General features: G+C 43.9%; 18 protein-coding genes and 1 rRNA gene. 16 read left to right on the top strand and 3 right to left on the bottom strand.

Going from position 1 to position 18,791, the window contains the following annotated elements:
• The first annotated feature begins 1 nt into the window (after position 1).
• The 5 genes from rrf to KDM92_RS16475 all read left to right on the top strand — a co-directional run bounded on the left by rrf (position 2) and on the right by KDM92_RS16475 (position 4,026).
• Positions 2 to 114, top strand: a 5S ribosomal RNA gene (gene rrf, locus KDM92_RS16495).
• A 450-nt stretch (positions 115 to 564) separates the two neighbouring features.
• Positions 565 to 1,839: a TIGR03862 family flavoprotein gene (locus KDM92_RS16490; protein WP_212685517.1), complete on the top strand. Its 1,275-nt coding sequence runs from the start codon at positions 565 to 567 to the stop codon at positions 1,837 to 1,839.
• Positions 1,836 to 2,033 (top strand): DUF1289 domain-containing protein, encoded by a 198-nt coding sequence (locus KDM92_RS16485; RefSeq protein ID WP_212685516.1) that lies wholly within the window; start codon positions 1,836 to 1,838, stop codon positions 2,031 to 2,033. Before KDM92_RS16490 ends, KDM92_RS16485 begins: the two co-directional genes overlap by 4 nt.
• Before the next feature lie 76 nt (positions 2,034 to 2,109).
• Positions 2,110 to 3,141 carry a carbonic anhydrase gene (locus KDM92_RS16480; protein WP_212685515.1) on the top strand — a complete coding sequence of 344 codons (1,032 nt, stop codon included), beginning with the start codon at positions 2,110 to 2,112 and terminating at the stop codon, positions 3,139 to 3,141.
• A gap of 42 nt (positions 3,142 to 3,183) precedes the next feature.
• The gene (locus KDM92_RS16475; protein ID WP_212685514.1) at positions 3,184 to 4,026 is read left to right on the top strand and encodes a Rossmann-like and DUF2520 domain-containing protein; all 843 of its coding nucleotides are present in this window, start codon (positions 3,184 to 3,186) and stop codon (positions 4,024 to 4,026) included.
• Positions 4,027 to 4,046: 20 nt separating this feature from the next.
• On the opposite strand, the gene KDM92_RS16470 is transcribed toward KDM92_RS16475, so the two are convergent.
• Positions 4,047 to 5,516 (bottom strand): sensor domain-containing diguanylate cyclase, encoded by a 1,470-nt coding sequence (locus tag KDM92_RS16470; protein WP_212685513.1) that lies wholly within the window; start codon positions 5,514 to 5,516, stop codon positions 4,047 to 4,049.
• 307 nt (positions 5,517 to 5,823) lie between these two features.
• Between KDM92_RS16470 and KDM92_RS16465 the strand changes: the two genes are divergently transcribed.
• The 11 genes from KDM92_RS16465 to KDM92_RS16415 all read left to right on the top strand — a co-directional run bounded on the left by KDM92_RS16465 (position 5,824) and on the right by KDM92_RS16415 (position 16,069).
• A complete protein-coding gene (locus KDM92_RS16465; RefSeq protein WP_212685512.1) occupies positions 5,824 to 6,837 on the top strand; it encodes an AI-2E family transporter in 1,014 nt (337 codons plus the stop codon).
• 34 nt (positions 6,838 to 6,871) lie between these two features.
• Positions 6,872 to 7,174: an antibiotic biosynthesis monooxygenase family protein gene (locus KDM92_RS16460; RefSeq protein WP_212685511.1), complete on the top strand. Its 303-nt coding sequence runs from the start codon at positions 6,872 to 6,874 to the stop codon at positions 7,172 to 7,174.
• Between the two features lie 157 nt (positions 7,175 to 7,331).
• The gene (gene gshA / locus KDM92_RS16455; RefSeq protein WP_212685510.1) at positions 7,332 to 8,630 is read left to right on the top strand and encodes a glutamate--cysteine ligase; all 1,299 of its coding nucleotides are present in this window, start codon (positions 7,332 to 7,334) and stop codon (positions 8,628 to 8,630) included.
• A 9-nt stretch (positions 8,631 to 8,639) separates the two neighbouring features.
• On the top strand, positions 8,640 to 9,599 hold the full coding sequence (gene gshB / locus KDM92_RS16450) for a glutathione synthase (RefSeq protein ID WP_212685509.1): 960 nt from the start codon (positions 8,640 to 8,642) through the stop codon (positions 9,597 to 9,599).
• A 35-nt stretch (positions 9,600 to 9,634) separates the two neighbouring features.
• A complete protein-coding gene (locus tag KDM92_RS16445) occupies positions 9,635 to 10,042 on the top strand; it encodes a PTS sugar transporter subunit IIA (protein ID WP_189347535.1) in 408 nt (135 codons plus the stop codon).
• A 55-nt stretch (positions 10,043 to 10,097) separates the two neighbouring features.
• Entirely contained in the window at positions 10,098 to 10,367 is a 270-nt protein-coding gene (locus tag KDM92_RS16440) for an HPr family phosphocarrier protein (protein WP_212685508.1), read from the top strand.
• Positions 10,368 to 10,430: 63 nt separating this feature from the next.
• On the top strand, positions 10,431 to 12,194 hold the full coding sequence (gene ptsP, locus KDM92_RS16435) for a phosphoenolpyruvate--protein phosphotransferase (RefSeq protein WP_212685507.1): 1,764 nt from the start codon (positions 10,431 to 10,433) through the stop codon (positions 12,192 to 12,194).
• A gap of 345 nt (positions 12,195 to 12,539) precedes the next feature.
• Positions 12,540 to 14,279 (top strand): methyl-accepting chemotaxis protein, encoded by a 1,740-nt coding sequence (locus KDM92_RS16430; protein ID WP_230408391.1) that lies wholly within the window; start codon positions 12,540 to 12,542, stop codon positions 14,277 to 14,279.
• A 101-nt stretch (positions 14,280 to 14,380) separates the two neighbouring features.
• Positions 14,381 to 14,722, top strand: a complete 342-nt coding sequence (locus KDM92_RS16425; protein ID WP_212685506.1) for an energy transducer TonB — start codon at positions 14,381 to 14,383, stop codon at positions 14,720 to 14,722.
• A 48-nt stretch (positions 14,723 to 14,770) separates the two neighbouring features.
• On the top strand, positions 14,771 to 15,115 hold the full coding sequence (locus tag KDM92_RS16420) for an energy transducer TonB (RefSeq protein WP_212685505.1): 345 nt from the start codon (positions 14,771 to 14,773) through the stop codon (positions 15,113 to 15,115).
• A gap of 123 nt (positions 15,116 to 15,238) precedes the next feature.
• A complete protein-coding gene (locus tag KDM92_RS16415) occupies positions 15,239 to 16,069 on the top strand; it encodes a branched-chain amino acid aminotransferase (RefSeq protein ID WP_212685504.1) in 831 nt (276 codons plus the stop codon).
• An 80-nt stretch (positions 16,070 to 16,149) separates the two neighbouring features.
• Here the strand turns inward: KDM92_RS16415 and KDM92_RS16410 are convergent, their stop codons facing one another.
• Positions 16,150 to 16,692 carry a hypothetical protein gene (locus tag KDM92_RS16410; protein WP_212685503.1) on the bottom strand — a complete coding sequence of 181 codons (543 nt, stop codon included), beginning with the start codon at positions 16,690 to 16,692 and terminating at the stop codon, positions 16,150 to 16,152.
• Between the two features lie 241 nt (positions 16,693 to 16,933).
• Positions 16,934 to 18,589 carry an MFS transporter gene (locus tag KDM92_RS16405; protein WP_230408390.1) on the bottom strand — a complete coding sequence of 552 codons (1,656 nt, stop codon included), beginning with the start codon at positions 18,587 to 18,589 and terminating at the stop codon, positions 16,934 to 16,936.
• Between the last annotated feature and the right edge of the window lie 202 nt (positions 18,590 to 18,791).

The raw sequence follows: 18,791 nt of genomic DNA, 5'->3' as shown, positions 1-18,791 counted from the left end.
GCCTGATGACTATAGCAAGTTGGTACCACACCTTCCCATCCCGAACAGGACCGTGAAACGACTTTGCGCCGATGATAGTGCTGCAACCAGTGTGAAAGTAGGTCATCGTCAGGCTCTTATCCCAGAAAGCCCCTGATTTCAACGAATCAGGGGCTTTTGCTTTTTACCTTCTCACTTTTTACTTTCTGATTTTTTTTACTCTTAGCTTTACCCTTTGCCCATTCCTTTCGTTCCCCCTTACTCAACTCCTTCCGTATTTCATCTCGTCTTTCCTCCTTGCTGCGTTTCCTTTTATCGCTCACAGCTCACTTACACTTTAACTTTCCCTCTTCTTAAATATCCCTGATCTAGATATTTAATCTTCGCATTCTGATCGCGTTAAAAAGCCGACTTTAAATAAGAAAGGAAAATGCTTTGGTAGTCATAAAACTTTTACGGTATTTAAGTTCTGAAAATTCTAATTCGCGATATTGGTGTACTGTGCTTTTAGGTGTAGGAATGCGCTTGTAGTTATAATCTCGTTGATTTCCGGAGCATCTTTATGATGCGAACAATTGATTGCTTATGCAAATACAAAAAGAACAAATAGTTGCTGTTATTGGTGCAGGTCCTGCGGGTTTGATGGCGGCTGAACAAATTGCAGAGCGTGGATTCGAGGTGCATGTTTATGATGCGATGCCTTCTGCTGGAAGGAAGTTTTTACTGGCAGGTAAAAGTGGAATGAATTTGTCGCACTCCGAGGATTTCACTCAATTTAAACAGCGCTACCGAGAAAGATCTGAAGTACTGGAACAATGCTTGCAGAAGTTCGACGCCAATCAAATTCGTGCATGGGCGAAAAACTTGGGTATTGAAACTTTTGTAGGCACGTCTGGTCGCATCTTTCCTATCGATATGAAGGCCGCACCTTTATTGCGAGCGTGGTTACATCGACTAAAGGCAAACGGAGTGCGATTTCATATGCGGCATCGATGGCTAGGTGTCGACAAGGATAAGCATCAATTTGAATCACCAAGTGGTCTGGTTGCGATTAAATTTGATGCGGTTGTTTTCGCACTTGGTGGCGCCAGTTGGAAGCGGTTAGGCTCTGATGGCACATGGATTAAGGAATTTGCGGCACAGAAAATTCGTGTTCAGGATTTTCAGCCAAGTAATTGCGGTTTTGTTGCTAATTGGTCTTCATTCTTTCAAGAGAAGTTTGCCGGAACACCCCTCACCAATGTAAGTTTGAGTTTGGATCTGGGTAGTAATCGTAGTCCGTCCAAACTGGGGCAATTTGTAATCACAGAGCGCGGTGTCGAAGGTAGCTTAATCTACGCGTATTCTGCAGATATTCGGGAACAGATTCGAACAGATGAATATGCTGACATACTGATTGATCTCTTGCCCGCCAAGTCACCCGCTAGGGTATTCGAAGAGTTAGCCATGCCACGTGGTTCCAGATCGCTTTCAAGTCATTTACGTAGCAAGCTAGGACTGCATCCGGTTCATTGCGCTCTCTTATACGAAATTTTAGATCCAGAGATATTGAAAGATGAGATAAAACTAGCTGCCTGCATTAAAGCCTTGCCAATTCGTTTGCTCGCACCTTTTCCTATCGATGAGGCAATTAGTAGCGCGGGCGGTATTGATTTTTCTGAATTGGATTCGAATTACATGATAACTGCCAAGCCAGGTTGGTTTTGTGCTGGAGAGATGTTGGATTGGGAAGCGCCTACTGGTGGTTATCTATTGAGTGCTTGTTTTGCTACGGGAGTTGCGGCTGGACGTGGGCTTGTCAATTGGTTGCTTCGACAGTCAGCAGACGTTTCGCAATCAAGCAATGAAGGAATAAAATGAATAGTATCGAAGCAGAAGTAATGTCTCCTTGTGTAAAACAGTGCAAGATCAGTAGTGATTCAGGTTTGTGCGTTGGATGTTTGCGTACAATTGATGAAATTACGGTGTGGAGCAAAGCCGATCGTGGCTTCAAGTTAGTAATTTTGGAAAAGATTGAAACACGTAAGTTGAAAAAATTCACAGTGGCGTCGTAACTTGCGTGCTCGTGGGTGTCAAGTTTCAAGGGGAAATTGCCGTAAAGCATATAATACCAAACGGAAATTGACGATTATGCGACTCCCTAGCTTGCTACTCGCGCTACTCATTGTGGCTCAACCAGTGTTTTCGGACACGGTTACGAAACCAATCAAACAAGCTTCTTCAGCCAAAGAGGAAGCCTCCGCACCTCCAAAAGAAGAGCCTAAGTCAGTAAAGGATGCGCCTGTAAAAGAAAGCAAAGCCGAGGCAGCGGCACGTAAAAAAGAAGCCCAAGCGGCAGATGAACTAGCTTTAAAAATAGCGGAAAGACTAGCGGCAATTCGTAAAGATAAGGAAGAAGTTGCAAAGCCCGTCGTTCGACCACCGATTCGACCCTATGTTGCTCCGTCAAAAAAAGTTTCTGGTGTTGACGACAAATCCAAGAAAACTGCTAAACATTGGAGTTATGAGGGGGAAGAGGGGCCTTTGGCATGGGGCAAATTAAATCCCGCCAACATTAAATGTGACCTTGGTGAACGACAATCGCCAATCGATATTCGTGATGGCATTAAAGTGGAACTAGACACTTTGAATTTCGACTACAAGCCTAGTCAATTTCAGGTGATCGATACTGGACATACGATTCAAGTGAATCTTAGCGCTGGCAATTATCTGAATGTCTCTGGTAAGAACTTTGAACTGAATCAATTGCACTTTCACCGTCCTTCTGAAGAACGTATCAATGGCAAAGGATTCGAAATGGTTGCCCATCTTGTCCATAAAGATAGGGATGCGAAGTTGGCTGTGGTTGCCGTGTTATTGGAGTTGGGTGATGCTCATCCGGTCATTCAAAGCATTTGGAATAACTTACCTCTAGAAAAAAATGAGCTTGTAAAAGCATTGAAGAATATCGATCTCACCCAGTTACTCCCGAAACGACATGATTACTATACCTATATGGGGTCATTGACTACGCCACCTTGTAGCGAGGGAGTTTTGTGGATGGTGATGAAAGAGCCAGTACAGATTTCAGCAGATCAAGCAGCGATTTTTGCGCGTCTTTATCCACATAATGCACGACCAATTCAGAAAACCAGCGGCCGCATCATTAAAGAGTCGTTATAAAGTGTGATTACTTAAACTCGCTTTTCTTGATACATTTAGTCCATGCAAAGTTTGAATATCATTGGTGCCGGTCGCGTCGGCATGACGCTTGGGCATTTGTTCGCGCGTTATGAAGTATTTAGTATTCTACAAATATTAAACACGCAGAAGGACAGAAGTCTGATTGCATCTGCATTCATTACGCAAGGTGAGGCGATCACCGATTTTCATTTTCTGAAGCCTGCCGATGTCACAATGCTGTGTGTGCCCGACGATGCGTTCGGCTCGGTAGTGGATAGCTTGATTGAAGTGAATGCACTGAAGCGAGGCAGTATTTTATTTCATTGTAGTGGCGCAAAATCTTCACAAGATTTAATAACGCAAAATCCTGCTTTACTCAACTTAAATCTAGAAGTTGCTAGCGTGCACCCGGTACGTAGTTTTGCCGCGCCGCGCATTGCTGCCGATGCGTTTAAAGATACTATTTGTAGTGTCGAAGGCAGTGATTTGGCGCAGACTGTGCTGATTGCAGCATTTGAGAAAATCGGCGCAAAAATTATTCAAATCTCAGCAGAGCACAAATTGCTTTATCACGCGGGATCGGTATTTGCGAGTAACTATCTAGTGACCTTGATGGATACAGCGATCGCTGCATATCGTGCTGCTGGTATTGATGCTGATACAGCATCGCAGATGGCGCATTCGTTAGCACTTGGTTCGCTCAATAACGTCTTTAAAATAGGAACAAGCGCAGCACTTACTGGGCCGATTAAACGTGGCGATATGCAAACAGTCGTAAAACAGGCGGGACAGGTGAGTGCTTGGGATCAGGATCAAGGGCAACTGTATCGAGCCTTTATTCAACCAACTTTGAATCTCGCAAAACGCTCTACGCCTAGCAAGTGACTAAGGAATAAACGCAGGTCTTACTCAGAAAAGTAAACGCTGTTTCGACCACTCTCTTTAGCCTGATACAAGGCAACGTCAGCGCGTTCGAATACACTATCTTCACTTTCTTGCGGTTTGCATTCAGCAACACCCATGCTAACTGTTAATGAGAGACGTCCTTTGGTTAAATCTGTAGTGCGAGAGAAATCGTTTGCGGCGATGGTACTACGTAAGGTTTCTGCGATGGCCGTGGCTTTCTCTAATGAACAGTTCTTGAGCAATAAAAGAAACTCTTCTCCGCCCCAACGACAGATCACATCACTCTCACGCAATGAGCGTCGCGAAATCGCTGCGATTTCCTTTAATACATGGTCGCCCACTAAATGGCCATGTTTATCATTGATCTTTTTAAAGTGATCAATATCCATAATCGCGACGCAAAGTGTTTGGCGAGAGCGCTCGCTATCCAAAATCGCTTGTTGGAAGACGAAATCAAATGCTTGGCGATTGAGTAATTTCGTCAATGGATCGGTTGCTGCTGATTTCTCAATGCGCGTTTGATAGCGACGAACCGAGAACAAAACGATCAACAAGACCGCGATCGTGATCGCAAATCCTATACCAGCATTTACGAGTAACAGTTTCTGTAAGGGTTTTAGTTCGGACTCAAGATTTTGTTCAACTAAAAGATGCCAGCCCAGTTCTGGAATAAAGCGCGAGTTGAGATAAATTGATTCATCGTTGAGCGTATATTCAAGATGTAAAGACTCGTTCTTGGTGTTAGCTAATATCTGTTTGGCGATTTGATCTAGACCCGCCATGTTGGAAATATTGACCTTCTTTTGTTTGAAGGTATTTCCCGATAAAACCAAATTGCCTTTTTTATCAACGAAGTAAATCTTACGTTGGAAGCGCGATTGATAAGTGTCGATCAAATGCTTCATCGTATTCAGCGTCAAGCCAATGCCGACCGCGCCAATAAATTTTCCTTGATAATCTAAGACGCGATAATTGGTAAAAATCGTCATGCTGTCTTGATTTGCCATGTCAATGTCGACATTGGTCTCATAAGCCGTTTTGAGATTTTTAACGCGAAAGAACCATTGATCTCGCACCTCAGTTTCACTGATGCTTTTGAGTAGGCCTTCAGGATAATAGTAATTTCTGGTCAGGTCGCTGACAAAAAAACTTGATATTGCGTTGTTCTTTAATTTAACTTCTTTCAAGTATTTAGAAATCTGCGCACTATCTTGTTCGCCATCGATCACCCAATCGCGTACAAAGGTATCGTTCGCCATTTGCGAGGAGACAAATACCGGCCGCAAAATGTCTTTTTGAATTTCTGAATAAATATTGTCACCTGTGATTGGCAACATATTCTCTGATAAACCACGACGCAAAGCATCTTTTGACACTAAGTAGCTGGTCGCTAACACAGCAACAAAACCAAGTATGAGAATTAATGAAATCCAAATCAGTAGATTGTATTGTTTTAGTGATTTACTCATAAGCCGGTTGCTGCGCGAATGTAGGTTGGTGTGAATTGTTATGCGATGGAAGTGGTATCGAACACCGAGGAATTCAGTGTCAAGATCATACTATAAACCACCCATTTTTTTAGCTGAATTGACGATAGTAGCCGTAATTTGTGGATGTAGGGAAATATTTTGGGTAAAAAGAAACACGATTTCTTTGGCGACTATGAGGTTTTTAGAGGCGTTTTTCCCTTAGCATGTGAAGACTGCACTTATTGACGATGCTATTAGGCCAGTACCTCACGGTGTTGTGATTGAAGTTAGATAAGAATGGAGAATTATGTATTCAGATAATAAGTTGTCACCGTCAATCATCGCATCCTATTGTTTTGCTGCGTTGGCGCTTTTCTTGGTCTTAAAAGTCGGATTGTTGGTGGCTTTATTTTCTGGCTTATTGGTTTACTCATTGGTGAGCTTGTTAGTGCCAAAAATAGAACGAAGATTTAGCAATCAACAATCGCGCATGATCGCGGTGGTGTTTTTATCCGTTTTGATTATTTTGACGATTAGCTTGGGTATTTGGGGGATCGTAGTATTTTTGCGTAGCGATTCGGGTAACTTGCAGTCTTTGTTGCAAAGACTGGCCGAGCTTCTTGAATCATCAAGACAACAGTTACCGCTGTGGGCTAGTACTTACTTGCCCGAGGATATTGAAGCACTAAAGCGCATCTTGACCACGACATTGCGCGATCATGCTAGCGAAGCAAAATTACTAGGGCAAGAAGCTGGGCACTTGATCGTTCATCTTCTGCTGGGAATGGTGATCGGCAGTATGGTTGCACTACAAGATGTCAACAGTGTTCACCAATACAAGCCTTTTGCCGCTGCACTACATCAACGAATCGCTCATCTTGCCGATATGTTTCATCGGGTGGTGTTTGCTCAAGTGCGAATTTCGCTAATTAATACGCTATTTACCGGAATATTTTTGGCGCTGATCTTGCCCGTAGCGGGAGTTCATTTGCCCCTCGTTAAAAGTATGATTGCGATTACTTTTATTGCTGGGCTAATTCCCGTTGTTGGGAATATTATTTCAAATACCGTTATAGTGATTGTTAGTTTGTCACACTCTTTATATGTGGCAGCGATTTCCTTAACTTATATGATCGTAATTCATAAGTTGGAGTATTTTTTGAATGCACGAATCATCGGCTCCCAAGTTAATGCCAAAGCTTGGGAATTATTGACGGCAATACTGGTGATGGAAGCCTTATTTGGTTTGCCGGGCGTTGTTGCCGCGCCGGTGTTTTATTCTTATGTGAAAAAAGAATTAAGAGAGTGCGGTTTGGTATAAACAGCTTTGCTATGTAAAAAGTGAGAAGAAAGAAATGATTTTAGAATTAGCAGATATTCGTATCCTACCCGGTCAACAAACAGCTTTCGATGCAGCAATTCAACAGGGATTGACGCAAGTCATCGCGCATGCGAAAGGATTTCGCGGCTATAAAGTGAATAAAGGCATTGAATCTCCTGAGCGATATGTCTTGATGATTTTTTGGGATACTTTGGAAAATCATACGATTGATTTTCGTCAATCCGCCGCGTTTGCAGAATGGCGTAGTATTGTCGGGCCATTTTTCGCTAGTGCGCCAGTCGTTGAGCATTTCGACTTGTTGGTAAAGTCAGCATAAAAGTCAAAATAGGTGAATAATTCACTTAGTTGTGGCGAGGACTTTAGGTCTTGAGAATTATTGATCTGCCCCAAGCTGCTTAAATCGATTCACATGCTAATTGATTGTCCGAGGCTCGTACTTCGGCAGTCGTGCTTTTTTGTTTGTAAAGGTCATTATGGTTCCCCATCTCGCCACCGCACTCAACGGTCCCTTACTCGATTTCGAAAAGAAAATTTTAGAAGCGACGCCCTCGATTGAACGCTGGTTTCGTTTAGAGTGGCAAGAGCATACGCCACCGTTTTATTGTTCGGTTGATATGCGTAATGCTGGCTTCAAGTTGGCGCCTGTTGATACAAACTTATTTCCTGGCGGCTTTAATCATTTAGGTTCTGAAATGTTGCCGTTGGCGGTGCAGGCGTCGATGGCCGCCATTGAAAAGTATTGTCCAGATGCGCGTAACTTATTGTTGATCCCAGAAGACCGTCCATGCAATGTCTCGTATTGGCAGAACATTGCACGTCAAATGCAAATTTATCGTCAAACGGGATTGAATGTCCGTTTGGGTAACTTAGATGAGACTAGTACGCAAACTAAGAATATCGCATTGCCAGACGGCGGTGAGCTGCTACTTGAACCGCTACAGCGTTCTGCGAACGGACGTCGCTTAGGATTAAAAAATTTCGATCCATGCACGATACTTTTGAATAATGATTTGTCGACTCGGATACCAACGATTTTAGAGAATATTCATGAGCAAACTTTGCTGCCACCATTGCATGCTGGTTGGGCGAAGCGACGCAAGACGAATCACTTTGCCAGTTACGATGAGGTCGTCAAAAAGTTCGCAAAAATGGTCGAGATTGATCCTTGGCTGATTAATCCATTTTTCGCGAAATGTGGCGATGTCGATTTCGAGGCTGGCACGGGTTTAGATGGATTGATGTCAACCGTCGACACTATATTGGCAAAAATTCGCAAGAAGTATAAAGAGTACGGCATCAAAGACAAGCCATTCGTGATCGTAAAGGCGGATGCTGGAACCTGCGGCATGGGTATCATGACTGTGCGCGATTCACGTGAAGTCAGAGATCTGAATTCAAAACAGCGCAATAAAATGACGGTTGTGAAGGATGGACGTGAAGTTCATGATTACATCGTCCAAGAGGGCGTGTACACCTTTGAACAAATCGAAGAGAGCGTCGCCGAGCCAGTGGTCTATATGATTGATCGCTACGTGGTTGGTGGCTTTTATCGTGTGCATCAGGATCGTGGTGTTGATGAGAATCTCAATGCACCGGGAATGGAGTTTGTTCCGCTCGCATTTGCGCAACAACATGCGGTACCCGATATGCGCGCGAAACCTGGAACGGCGGCACCAAATCGATTCTATATGTATGGCGTGGTTGCGCGCTTAGCCTTATTAGCAGCCTCCTTAGAATTAGAAAAAACCGATCCGAATCCAGAAATCTATTAAGTGAAGATTATGAAAATTGCTTTTCTCACCGACCCATTATCGCAGTTTAAGATTTATAAAGATTCAAGCTACGCCATGATGGTTGAAGCTGCAGGTCGAGGTCATCAAATTTATGCGTTTGGACCAGATGATTTGGCCTTGATATCTGGTTCGGTCGTCGCGTCAGTACAAGAAATTCATTTAACTGGTGATCAACAAGATTGGTATCAATTGGGAGACGTGATCGATTGCCATTTGGCTGATTTTGATGCGGTGCTACAGCGTAAAGATCCGCCATTTGATATGGAGTACATTTATGCCACTTATCTATTAGATTTGGCTGAGCGACAAGGTGCTTTGGTCTTTAACAAACCATCTGCCATCCGTGATCATAATGAGAAGCTGAGCATTGCACAGTTTTCGCAATTCACTGCGCCAACCCTAGTTACGCGCAACGAGCAAAAAATACGTCGTTTTTTCGCGGAACATCAAGATATTATTTTGAAACCACTCGATGGCATGGGTGGCGCGGGTATTTTTAGAGTTCGCGCAGACGGTATGAATCTCGGTGCCGTCATAGAAACACTGACGAATAATCAAACCAGAACCATCATGGTGCAACGATATATTCCAGAAATCGTACATGGTGATAAACGGATTTTATTAATCGGTGGCACGGTGGTGCCTTATGCTTTGGCAAGAATTCCACAAAATGGTGAAGTGCGAGGTAATTTAGCTGCGGGTGGTGTTGGGCTTGCACAAAAATTGACGGCTCGAGATACAGAAATTGCACAAACGCTTGCGCCTATACTTTTAAATCGTGGGCTGTTGCTGGTAGGATTAGATGTAATTGGTGATTATTTGACAGAAGTGAATGTAACTAGCCCAACATGTTTCCAAGAAATCACTGAACAAACTGGACTAAAAGTCGCGGCGATTTTTGTCGATGCACTCGAAGCGCAGATTGTCGCCAGAAATAAACAACGATAGAAATTCGCGAGTGACGGTATGAGCAGGAATATGGCATGGTAGGTTTACTTTTATTGACGCATGCACCTTTGGGCAGCGCATTTATCGACGCTGCTTCGCATGTATTTCGGAGTAGGCCGGAGCGTCTTGAGGCGGTTGATGTATTAGCAGATCAAAATGTGGACGAAGTTCGTCGCATTGTGCGCGAAGCAATTGTGCGACTCGATGATGGTAGCGGCGTATTGATTATGACCGACATTATTGGCGGGACGCCTTCTAACTGCTGCCCACAGACGGGTGATGCAAATCAAGTGGCCGTGATTGCGGGTATTAGTCTGCCGATGTTGTTGCGAGCAATTACTTATCGCCAGGATCAATTAGATGTGGTGGTTGAAATGGCGCTCGCTGGTGGGCAAAACGGCGCGACCAGAATTGAAAATAGAATTCGTATTGGACAGAGCTGATAGCACTCTGAGTCAAATTTTTTTATAGTCTCCCTCGATGTGAAGTGGATAAAAGATGATTCAACAAGAGATTGAAATTATTAATAAACTTGGTTTGCATGCGCGTGCGTCTGCGAAGTTGACACAGCTCGGTGGAAAATTTAAATGCGAAGTTTGGCTCACACGCAACAATCGTCGCGTCAATGGCAAGTCGATTATGGGCGTCATGATGCTTGCTGCGGGCAAAGGCACGAAAGTTTTGTTGGAAACGAATGGCGAAGATGAACAAGCATGTTTTGATGCATTAGCGGCTTTGATCAATGATCGTTTTGGTGAAAACGAATAGTCGCGAAGCTTATCGTTCTTTTTCGATTTCTAATAGCGCATAAATAGCGCATAGCGAGGCGACGTGGCATCTTTTACTTTGCAAGGTATTCCAGTTTCACGCGGTATCACAATTGGCCGCGCGCATCTTTTGCGTCCCGCCGCAATGGATGTCAAGCACTACCTAGTCGCCCAAGAACAGGTCGAGGCAGAGGTCGAACGTTTGCAGCGGGCGATTGACGCAGTGCAATTAGATTTGCAATCGATTTGGTCTGAGTTGCCAACAGATGCACCTACTGAACTTGGTGCTTTCCTTGATGTGCATGCGCTTATTTTGTCTGACCCTATGGTGTCGGAAGCACCGCTCGATATTATTCGAACGCGGCATTACAACGCAGAGTGGGCATTGGTCACGCAAGTTGATGTTCTGTCTGCACAGTTTGATGAAATCGAAGACGAATATTTGCGCGAACGAAAAGCGGATATTCAACAAGTCGCTGAACGCGTACTGAAGGTATTGACTGGTAGTGCTGATCAACTTCCTCGAGCAGTTGGGGTGGACGAACAAAATGCCAATATGATCGTTGTGGCAAAAGACATTTCTCCTGCCGACATGATGCAATTTCGCGATGTTGCATTTACTGGTTTTGTCACCGATGAAGGGGGGACCAACTCGCATACAGCAATTGTCTCGCGTAGTTTGGGGATTCCCGCTGTTGTGGGTTTGGGAAATGCTTCACATCTGATTCGACAAGATGATTGGCTGATTATTGATAGTGATGCGGGCGTGGTGATTGTCGCGCCATCTCCATTATTGATAGAGCAGTATCGACAACAGCAAGCAGTGCTTTTGAAAGCACGTAAAAAGCTTGGCAAATTAAAAAAGACCCCTGCGATTAGTTTGGATGGAATAGAAGTTACCTTGTTGGCGAATATCGAGTTGCCTGAAGATGCGCATGCGGCATTAGAAGCTGGTGCCAGTGGCGTTGGACTGTTTCGTTCGGAATTCTTGTTTATGGGCCGCACCGGTGTTGAGCAACATTTGCCAAGCGAGGAAGAACAATTCCTCGCTTACAAACAGGCGGTGCAAACGATGAAGGGCAGGCCTGTCACGATTCGTACTTTAGACGTCGGCGCGGATAAACCATTAGAGCACGGCGAACACAACATCTTAAATCCTGCGTTAGGTTTGCGTGCGATTCGTTATTGTTTAAAAGAGCCACAAATTTTCTTGACGCAATTGCGTGCGATTCTACGGGCCTCGGCATTCGGCACTGTGCATATTTTAATTCCTATGATCGCGCACGCGTTTGAAATCGATCAATCGCTCGCGATGATTGAACAAGCGAAGGAGTCGCTGCGTATCGAACGCATCGCGTTTGATGAAAATGTCCAAGTGGGCGCGATGATAGAGATTCCGGCTGCGGCATTGAGTTTGCCAATGTTTGTGAAGAAACTCGATTTCTTATCGATAGGAACGAACGATCTCATTCAATATACCTTGGCCATTGATCGTGCCGATCATGAAGTGGCTCACCTTTATAACGATACCCATCCAGCAATTTTGCAATTGTTGTCGATGACGGTTAGCGCTGCGGAGAAAGCGGCAATTCCAGTTGCTATTTGCGGTGGTATGGCGGGTGATATTAAATTAACCCGTTTGCTGATTGGTATGGGGTTTCGTGAGCTTTCTATGCCGGCAGCATTACTTCCAGAGATCAAGCAAGAAATTTTGAATACAAATATCGCAGCGCTGGAGCCCTCTGTGAAAAAGATTCTGCGAACTTATGATCCGCAAGTCATTCAAGAGTTATTGGCTGAGGTGAGAGAGCTACGATTGTTGCATTGAGTGATGCGAGGTGAGATAACTTTCTGGGCTGTGGAAAAACCAGATTGAGCAGGGTAGAGCTTCGGTGTAGAATTGCTTAGCGGAAATTTCAATGCAGCAGAAATTTTTTCTGAATGGTCTAAATCCAGTGGTTTTTTGCCACTAGATGACTTGCCAACAGGCAAAAATGGAGTATATTCTAACCAAGAAGTCGACTCGCTACCGAAGGTAGATGCAGGCTTCTCAGTAAGAATGATCCTGATAGTGATCTTTAAGCACCTATAAAATATAAGACTCAAATTTGCGTTTGTTGAAGCGTAACGCGGATATTGAAATTTTTAAACTTCCTTACTTGGTTGAATAGACATGAACTTAACTACAATGAAAGTAGGTAAACGCCTCGGGCTAGGCTTTGCGCTAGTTTTGATCCTGCTGATCGCGGTGACGAGCTTGGGTATTTCCAGAATGGCGTTGATTCAAGACCGACTTGAAGACATTGTAAATGTGAGCAATGTGAAAAGCCGCTTGATTATTGATATGCGCGCGATTGTTTATGATCGTCAGGTGTCTTTGCGTAATTTGACTTTGCTAACTGACATTGACGACATGTCTAAAGATCTCAAGCGGATCGATGAGCAAAGTAAGTCGTATAACGACAAAGAGGCAAAGTTAGCGGAGATGCTAAAAAATGATAGTACGTCTTCTCCAGAAGAACGTACTTTATTAGCAAAACTCAAGGAGAAAGAAAAAGCGGCAGCACCCTTACCAAATCTAGCGCGTGATTTAGGTCTTGCGAATGATCCAGAGAGTGCGACGATCGGCTTGATTAAGAAAATTCGTCCAATTCAAGACGATTGGTTCAAAACCTTAGATGAATTTGTTGATTTAGAAGATAAGAAAAATGCAGCGGTTGCTGAAGAAGCGAAATCTGCATTTAGTAATGCGCGTAATGTTTTGCTGATGTTAGGTGGACTAGCTCTAGTTTTGGGCATTATTGCAGCCGTATTTATTACCCGCAGCTTGTTGAAACAATTAGGTGGTGAGCCAGATTACGCTGCCGACATCGCAAGTCAAATTGCCGCTGGTGATTTATCTGGCGTGATCGACACTGAAAAAGGCGATTCCGAAAGTTTGATTGCTGAAATGAAGACTATGCGCGATAGCTTGGTAAATATCGTAGGGCAAGTACGTGTTGGTACGGATACGATTGCAACTGCATCGCGTGAAATTGCAACTGGTAACTTAGACTTGTCTTCACGTACAGAACAACAAGCTAGTTCATTAGAAAAAACTACAGCGTCAATGAAAGAATTGACGACAACGGTGAAGCAAAACGCAGACAATGCGCGTGAAGCGAATAAATTGGCAGCTTCCGCATCCGATGTTGCGCGTCAAGGCGGTGTCGTGGTGGCAGAAGTGGTCGACACCATGAGTTCCATTAATGAATCTGCGAAAAAGATTGTTGATATTATCAGCGTGATTGATGGTATCGCTTTCCAAACCAATATCTTGGCGTTGAATGCGGCAGTTGAGGCGGCGCGTGCAGGTGAACAGGGTCGTGGTTTTGCGGTGGTTGCTTCCGAAGTTCGTAGCTTGGCGCAACGTAGTGCGGCGGCTGCGAAAGAAATTAAGACCTTGATCGGTGACTCTGTTGAGAAAGTCGAGATCGGTAGCAAATTGGTTGGTCAAGCAGGTGAAACAATTGATGAAGTTGTTTCTAGTGTTCGACATGTGACGGATATTATTGCTGAAATTAGTGCCGCTAGCCAAGAGCAAAGTTCTGGAATTGAAGCGGTCAATTTAGCGATCATTGAGATGGATGGCATGACCCAACAAAATGCTGCTTTGGTTGAAGAGGCAGCAGCGGCAGCGCAGAGTTTGCAAGATCAGGCAAGCGAATTGGCAAAAGTTGTCAGTATTTTCAAGTTGAATGCTGGTGAGCAAAATGCTTTTGCTAATCGTCCGGTCGCGCCTCCTGTAAAACGTGCGGAACCAACGCCAGTCAGTAAGCCAAAAGTTGCAGTGAAGTCTTTGCCCGCGGCAAAACCAGCACCAAGAAAAGAAGCTGCGCCAAAAGCGAATGACGATGATTGGGAAGAGTTTTAAGTAATCCGACACTCGCGAGTTGTAGGGGTGATTGGATAGAAGTTGGTAACAAATCGGGTAATTGAAGATTGATGCGTGTTTTGTTCAGCAAAGGCGGATATATGCGAGTCGTATTTTTAATCTTGAGTTTTTGTTTTACTGGTTTCTTGAGTTTGCATGCAAATGCGGCAGTTGTACCTCCCGCGATAGATTCTAAGTCGTGTGATTTGCCGAAGTATCCGAAGGCATCGCTGATCAATGAAGAAACTGGTACCGTAACGATGGCGTTTCTGATTGGTGCGGATGGTAAGATAGTTGAGTCGAAAATTGATACATCGAGCGGCTCAAAAAGTTTAGATAAGGCGGCGTTAAGTGCGTTTACCTTATGTAAATTTAAAGCCGGCTCAAAAGATGGTAAGCTAGAGCAAATGTGGGTCAAAGTGGATTATGTTTGGAAGTTTTGACATGACTCAACGCTGACTTTTAATTAATTAATTTGAATGAGTTTGTCTATGAATGCTAAATTATCTCTGATTGCAATTGGTTTGTTGGCAGCGATCTCTGGCTATAGCCATGCAGCCGATGTCGCACCTGTGATGGATAGTAAATCATGTGAATCACCGAAATATCCAAAAGCGGCATTGATGAACGAAGAAACTGGTACTGTGACGATGGGTTTTTTGGTTGCGCCAGATGGTAAAGTTGTTGAGTCAAAAGTTGAAAAGTCGAGCGGATCGAAAAGTCTAGATAAGGCAGCTTTGTCAGCCTTGAGCTTGTGCAAGTTCAAACCAGGTACCAAAGATGGTAAAGCGGAACAAATGTGGGCGAAAGTTGATTTTGTTTGGAAACTTGAATAAGTTCGCTTCACTACCTTAAAAACCCGTCACTTGTTGGCGGGTTTTATTTTATCTAAGCTATGCTGTTGTTCGGATCAGATGAATGAAGCAAGGGAATTTTAACATTTCGTATGAAGGTCGTTTATGTACTTAACGTTTATAAATGGTGCATGGGTAGAAGGTAATGTTGCCGTTATGGGGGCGATGGATCATAGCGTTTGGCTTGGTTCTTCAGTATTCGATGGGGCTCGGGCGGTGCGTGGGCATTTGCCGGATCTCCGTTTGCATCTAGCGAGAGCGATCCGATCTGCAGAGCATTTAGGCTTGACCTGTCCTTATTCATTGGAGCAACTAGAGACATTATGCCGCGAAGGAGTTACCAAATTTCCTGCTGATGCTGAACTATATATTCGACCTTTGATTTTTGGCACAGATGGTTTGTTGATCCCAAGTCAGTCAGGATTTGCGCTAACGCTATTTGATGCACCCTTACCAAGCTTTACGGGGTTTTCAGCATGTTTAGCAACGCAGCAGCGCCCTAGTCCTGCGATGGCGCCGACTGATGCAAAGGCATCATGCTTGTATCCAAATACAACGCGAGCCCTACGTGATGCAAAATTGCGTGGTTTTGAAAATGCTGTTGTGTGTGATATCACAGGTAATGTCGCCGAGTTTGCAACTGCAAATTTATTTTTTGTTAGTGCCGAGGGACGTGTTGTGACACCAGTTGCAAATGGCACTTTTTTATCAGGCATTACCCGTGCGCGTGTGATCGATTTGCTCTCGTCTAATGGTATTGCTGTTGATCAGCGTAGTGTTTGTCCTGAAGAATTGCTAACTGCTAAAGAAATATTCAATACGGGAAATTACGGCAAAGTCATGCCTTGCACTCGTTATGAAGAGCATGAAATGCCAATCGGTGAAGTTGCTACATTAGCGCGTCAATTGTACTTCGATTTTATGGCAACGACTTGATGCGATAGCTTTGTTTGGGATAGCAGTCGTTCTGCTATCCCGAATATTGCTGTATGGTTTCTAAACTCAGAGTACTTACCTTATAGAAGAATTTGATCAAGGCGATTTCCTAATTCCTTAGCAAGCGTTTCTCCTTTTGCCTTTTCAACCGCTTCTAGAAACGGCTCACGTAACTGAAGGAAATCGTCAAGTGTTTCCGCTCGTTCGACTTTTAGCTGCATTCCAAATCCTCTCAGTCCCAGATTGCTTTTTACGTTTTCATTAAAGAAGTTTCTAATCATTAGTAATTGAGCAGCGCTTTGTTCTGGTGTAAGTGGGATAGCTTGCTTCGGTGGTGCTAAATTGATTGGATTTGCGTTGATCGGTGTCTGATCGGTCGTTGCTGCAGTTGCTTGTGCACCAATTGTGCTCGCTGGTCGAGCCGCAATAAACCCCTCAGCTAATAAATTGTCGAGATGGACTTGTGATAAGCCCAGTCCTTGTACGCTCTTTAGCAGTTCTTCAACAGTATGTTTGCCATCAATAATGACGAGCAAAGGTCGAAGTTTTGCGCTTAGGTGATAAGTCCTGCTGACGATTTCTTCTCGGCCTTTTTCCGTTTTGTCAAAATAGATTTTGTTCATGATCAATCCTCTTTTTTAGACAAACTTTTGTGTGGAGTCTCTACTGAATTTAGTACATTCTACGTCAATACTGGAAAAGTGAATTTGGGCAATTGAATCTGTTTTTATTTCAATGCCGCGCAATACGGTTCTGCATTTTTTTATATAAATATTGATACTGCGTAAATTTCAAAAAAAGCCCGATCATTTCTGATCGAGCTTTTATTTTCGGCAGACGCTTTATCTGCGCACAAACAATAAGTTAATCGTTTGCGTAGATATCGACATCTTTAGTTTCTTTAACAAACAACATACCGATAACGAATGTGACAGCCGCAACGATAATTGGGTACCACAGACCGTTATACATATTACCAGTTTGCGCCACGATCGCCACACCAGTTGCTGGCAACAAGCCGCCGAACCAACCATTACCGATGTGGTATGGCAAGGACATCGAAGTGTAGCGAATACGGGTTGGGAACATTTCCACCAACATCGCTGCAATTGGACCGTAGACCATCGTTACGTAAATCACCAAGATCGACAAGATCAAGATGATCTTGGGCTTGTTGACGCCAGCCGGATCTGCTTTTGCTGGATAACCGGCAGCACGCAATGCATCTGTTACAGATTTCTTAAATGCAGCATCTTTTGCTTTCGCATCTGCTGCTTCTAGGCCGTTTGAAGTATAGGATTGAATTACAGTCGTACCGATTGCGATTGTCGCTGGTCCTTGGCCTACTACTGTCTCATAGCTTGCTGAGTTTGCTGCCAATACTTGCTTCGCAATGTCGCATGAGCTAGTGAATTTTTTCGTGCCTGTAGGATTAAACTGGAATGAACATTCAGATGGATCTGCAGTCACCACAATCTTGTTAGCTGCTTGCGCTGCTGCCAATGCTGGGTTTGCCGCCTCAGTCAATGCTTTGAACAGTGGGAAGTAAGTCAAGGCAGCGATTAAGCAACCAGCCATAATGATGGGTTTGCGACCAATTTTATCTGACAAGGCACCAAACACCACGAAGAATGGCGTACCAATAATCAATGAGGCAGCAATCATCAAATTTGCCGTTGCATTGTCAACTTTGAGCGTATTGGTTAAGAAGAACAATGCATAGAATTGACCTGTGTACCAGACCACCGCTTGACCAGCTGTCAAACCAACCAACGCCAAGATAACGATTTTCAGGTTGCTCCATTTACCAAATGATTCAGTTAATGGTGCTTTTGAAACCTTACCTTCGGATTTCATTTTTGCAAATGCTGGGGATTCATTCATGGACATACGAATCCAGACTGAGATAATCAGCAATAACGCAGAAACCCAGAATGGAATGCGCCAGCCCCAATCAGCAAATTGTTCTTCGCCGACCGCAGTACGAGCACCCAAGATAACCAATAGTGACAAAAACAAACCTAATGTTGCCGTTGTTTGAATCCACGAGGTGAAGAATCCGCGTTTATTCGCTGGGGAGTGTTCCGCAACATAAGTTGCTGCACCACCGTATTCACCACCCAATGCCAAACCTTGCATCATACGTAAAGCAATCAACAAGATTGGAGCGGCGATACCGATCATTTCGTAGCCTGGTAAACAGCCGACGATAAACGTGGAGCCACCCATCAACACGATTGTTACCAAGAAGGTGTATTTACGACCAATCATGTCACCGAGGCGACCAAACACTAGTGCACCAAACGGACGAACGATAAAGCCCGCTGCAAATGCCAGCAAGGAGAAGATCATCTGTGAGTTTGGATCGAGTGCGGTGAAGAATTTCTTACCGATAACGGCAGCTAGCGTGCCATATAGATAAAAGTCATACCATTCAAAAACTGTTCCCAACGATGAAGCGAAAATGACTTTTCGCTCCTCCTTGGTCATACCTTCTGCTGCGACGTTTGGGTTACCCATATTGTGTCTCCTCCTGCGGTAGTTGTAATGTTACTAAATTGTCGTGCTGTAAATCCTCATATATTTATGTATTCGCCTAATAAACTATCAATTTTGCTGAGAATTGACAATCAATATTTTCCCTTAATTGTGAAAAAACATTACATAATTTGTTGACGTTGTAACCCAACAAATTATGCTTGCTTTCGAATATATAATATAT

The sequence above is a fragment of the Affinundibacterium baiyunense genome, from assembly GCF_018139645.1.
Classification (GTDB): Bacteria; Pseudomonadota; Gammaproteobacteria; order Burkholderiales; family Burkholderiaceae_D; genus Undibacterium; species Undibacterium baiyunense.
The sequence above is the reverse complement of the archived record's forward strand: the minus strand, read 5'-3'. Positions and strand labels throughout refer to the sequence as shown.

Coding starts and splice junctions, on each gene's coding strand:
- KDM92_RS16445 (WP_189347535.1), top strand. CDS start 9,635: ATGGTAGGTTTACTTTTATTGACGCATGCACCTTTGGGCAGCGCATTT.
- KDM92_RS16430 (WP_230408391.1), top strand. CDS start 12,540: ATGAACTTAACTACAATGAAAGTAGGTAAACGCCTCGGGCTAGGCTTT.
- KDM92_RS16440 (WP_212685508.1), top strand. CDS start 10,098: ATGATTCAACAAGAGATTGAAATTATTAATAAACTTGGTTTGCATGCG.
- KDM92_RS16405 (WP_230408390.1), bottom strand. CDS start 18,589: ATGGGTAACCCAAACGTCGCAGCAGAAGGTATGACCAAGGAGGAGCGA.
- KDM92_RS16410 (WP_212685503.1), bottom strand. CDS start 16,692: ATGAACAAAATCTATTTTGACAAAACGGAAAAAGGCCGAGAAGAAATC.
- gshA (WP_212685510.1), top strand. CDS start 7,332: ATGGTTCCCCATCTCGCCACCGCACTCAACGGTCCCTTACTCGATTTC.
- KDM92_RS16415 (WP_212685504.1), top strand. CDS start 15,239: ATGTACTTAACGTTTATAAATGGTGCATGGGTAGAAGGTAATGTTGCC.
- KDM92_RS16485 (WP_212685516.1), top strand. CDS start 1,836: ATGAATAGTATCGAAGCAGAAGTAATGTCTCCTTGTGTAAAACAGTGC.
- KDM92_RS16480 (WP_212685515.1), top strand. CDS start 2,110: ATGCGACTCCCTAGCTTGCTACTCGCGCTACTCATTGTGGCTCAACCA.
- KDM92_RS16475 (WP_212685514.1), top strand. CDS start 3,184: ATGCAAAGTTTGAATATCATTGGTGCCGGTCGCGTCGGCATGACGCTT.
- KDM92_RS16490 (WP_212685517.1), top strand. CDS start 565: ATGCAAATACAAAAAGAACAAATAGTTGCTGTTATTGGTGCAGGTCCT.
- KDM92_RS16420 (WP_212685505.1), top strand. CDS start 14,771: ATGAATGCTAAATTATCTCTGATTGCAATTGGTTTGTTGGCAGCGATC.
- KDM92_RS16425 (WP_212685506.1), top strand. CDS start 14,381: ATGCGAGTCGTATTTTTAATCTTGAGTTTTTGTTTTACTGGTTTCTTG.
- KDM92_RS16465 (WP_212685512.1), top strand. CDS start 5,824: ATGTATTCAGATAATAAGTTGTCACCGTCAATCATCGCATCCTATTGT.
- KDM92_RS16460 (WP_212685511.1), top strand. CDS start 6,872: ATGATTTTAGAATTAGCAGATATTCGTATCCTACCCGGTCAACAAACA.
- KDM92_RS16470 (WP_212685513.1), bottom strand. CDS start 5,516: ATGAGTAAATCACTAAAACAATACAATCTACTGATTTGGATTTCATTA.
- gshB (WP_212685509.1), top strand. CDS start 8,640: ATGAAAATTGCTTTTCTCACCGACCCATTATCGCAGTTTAAGATTTAT.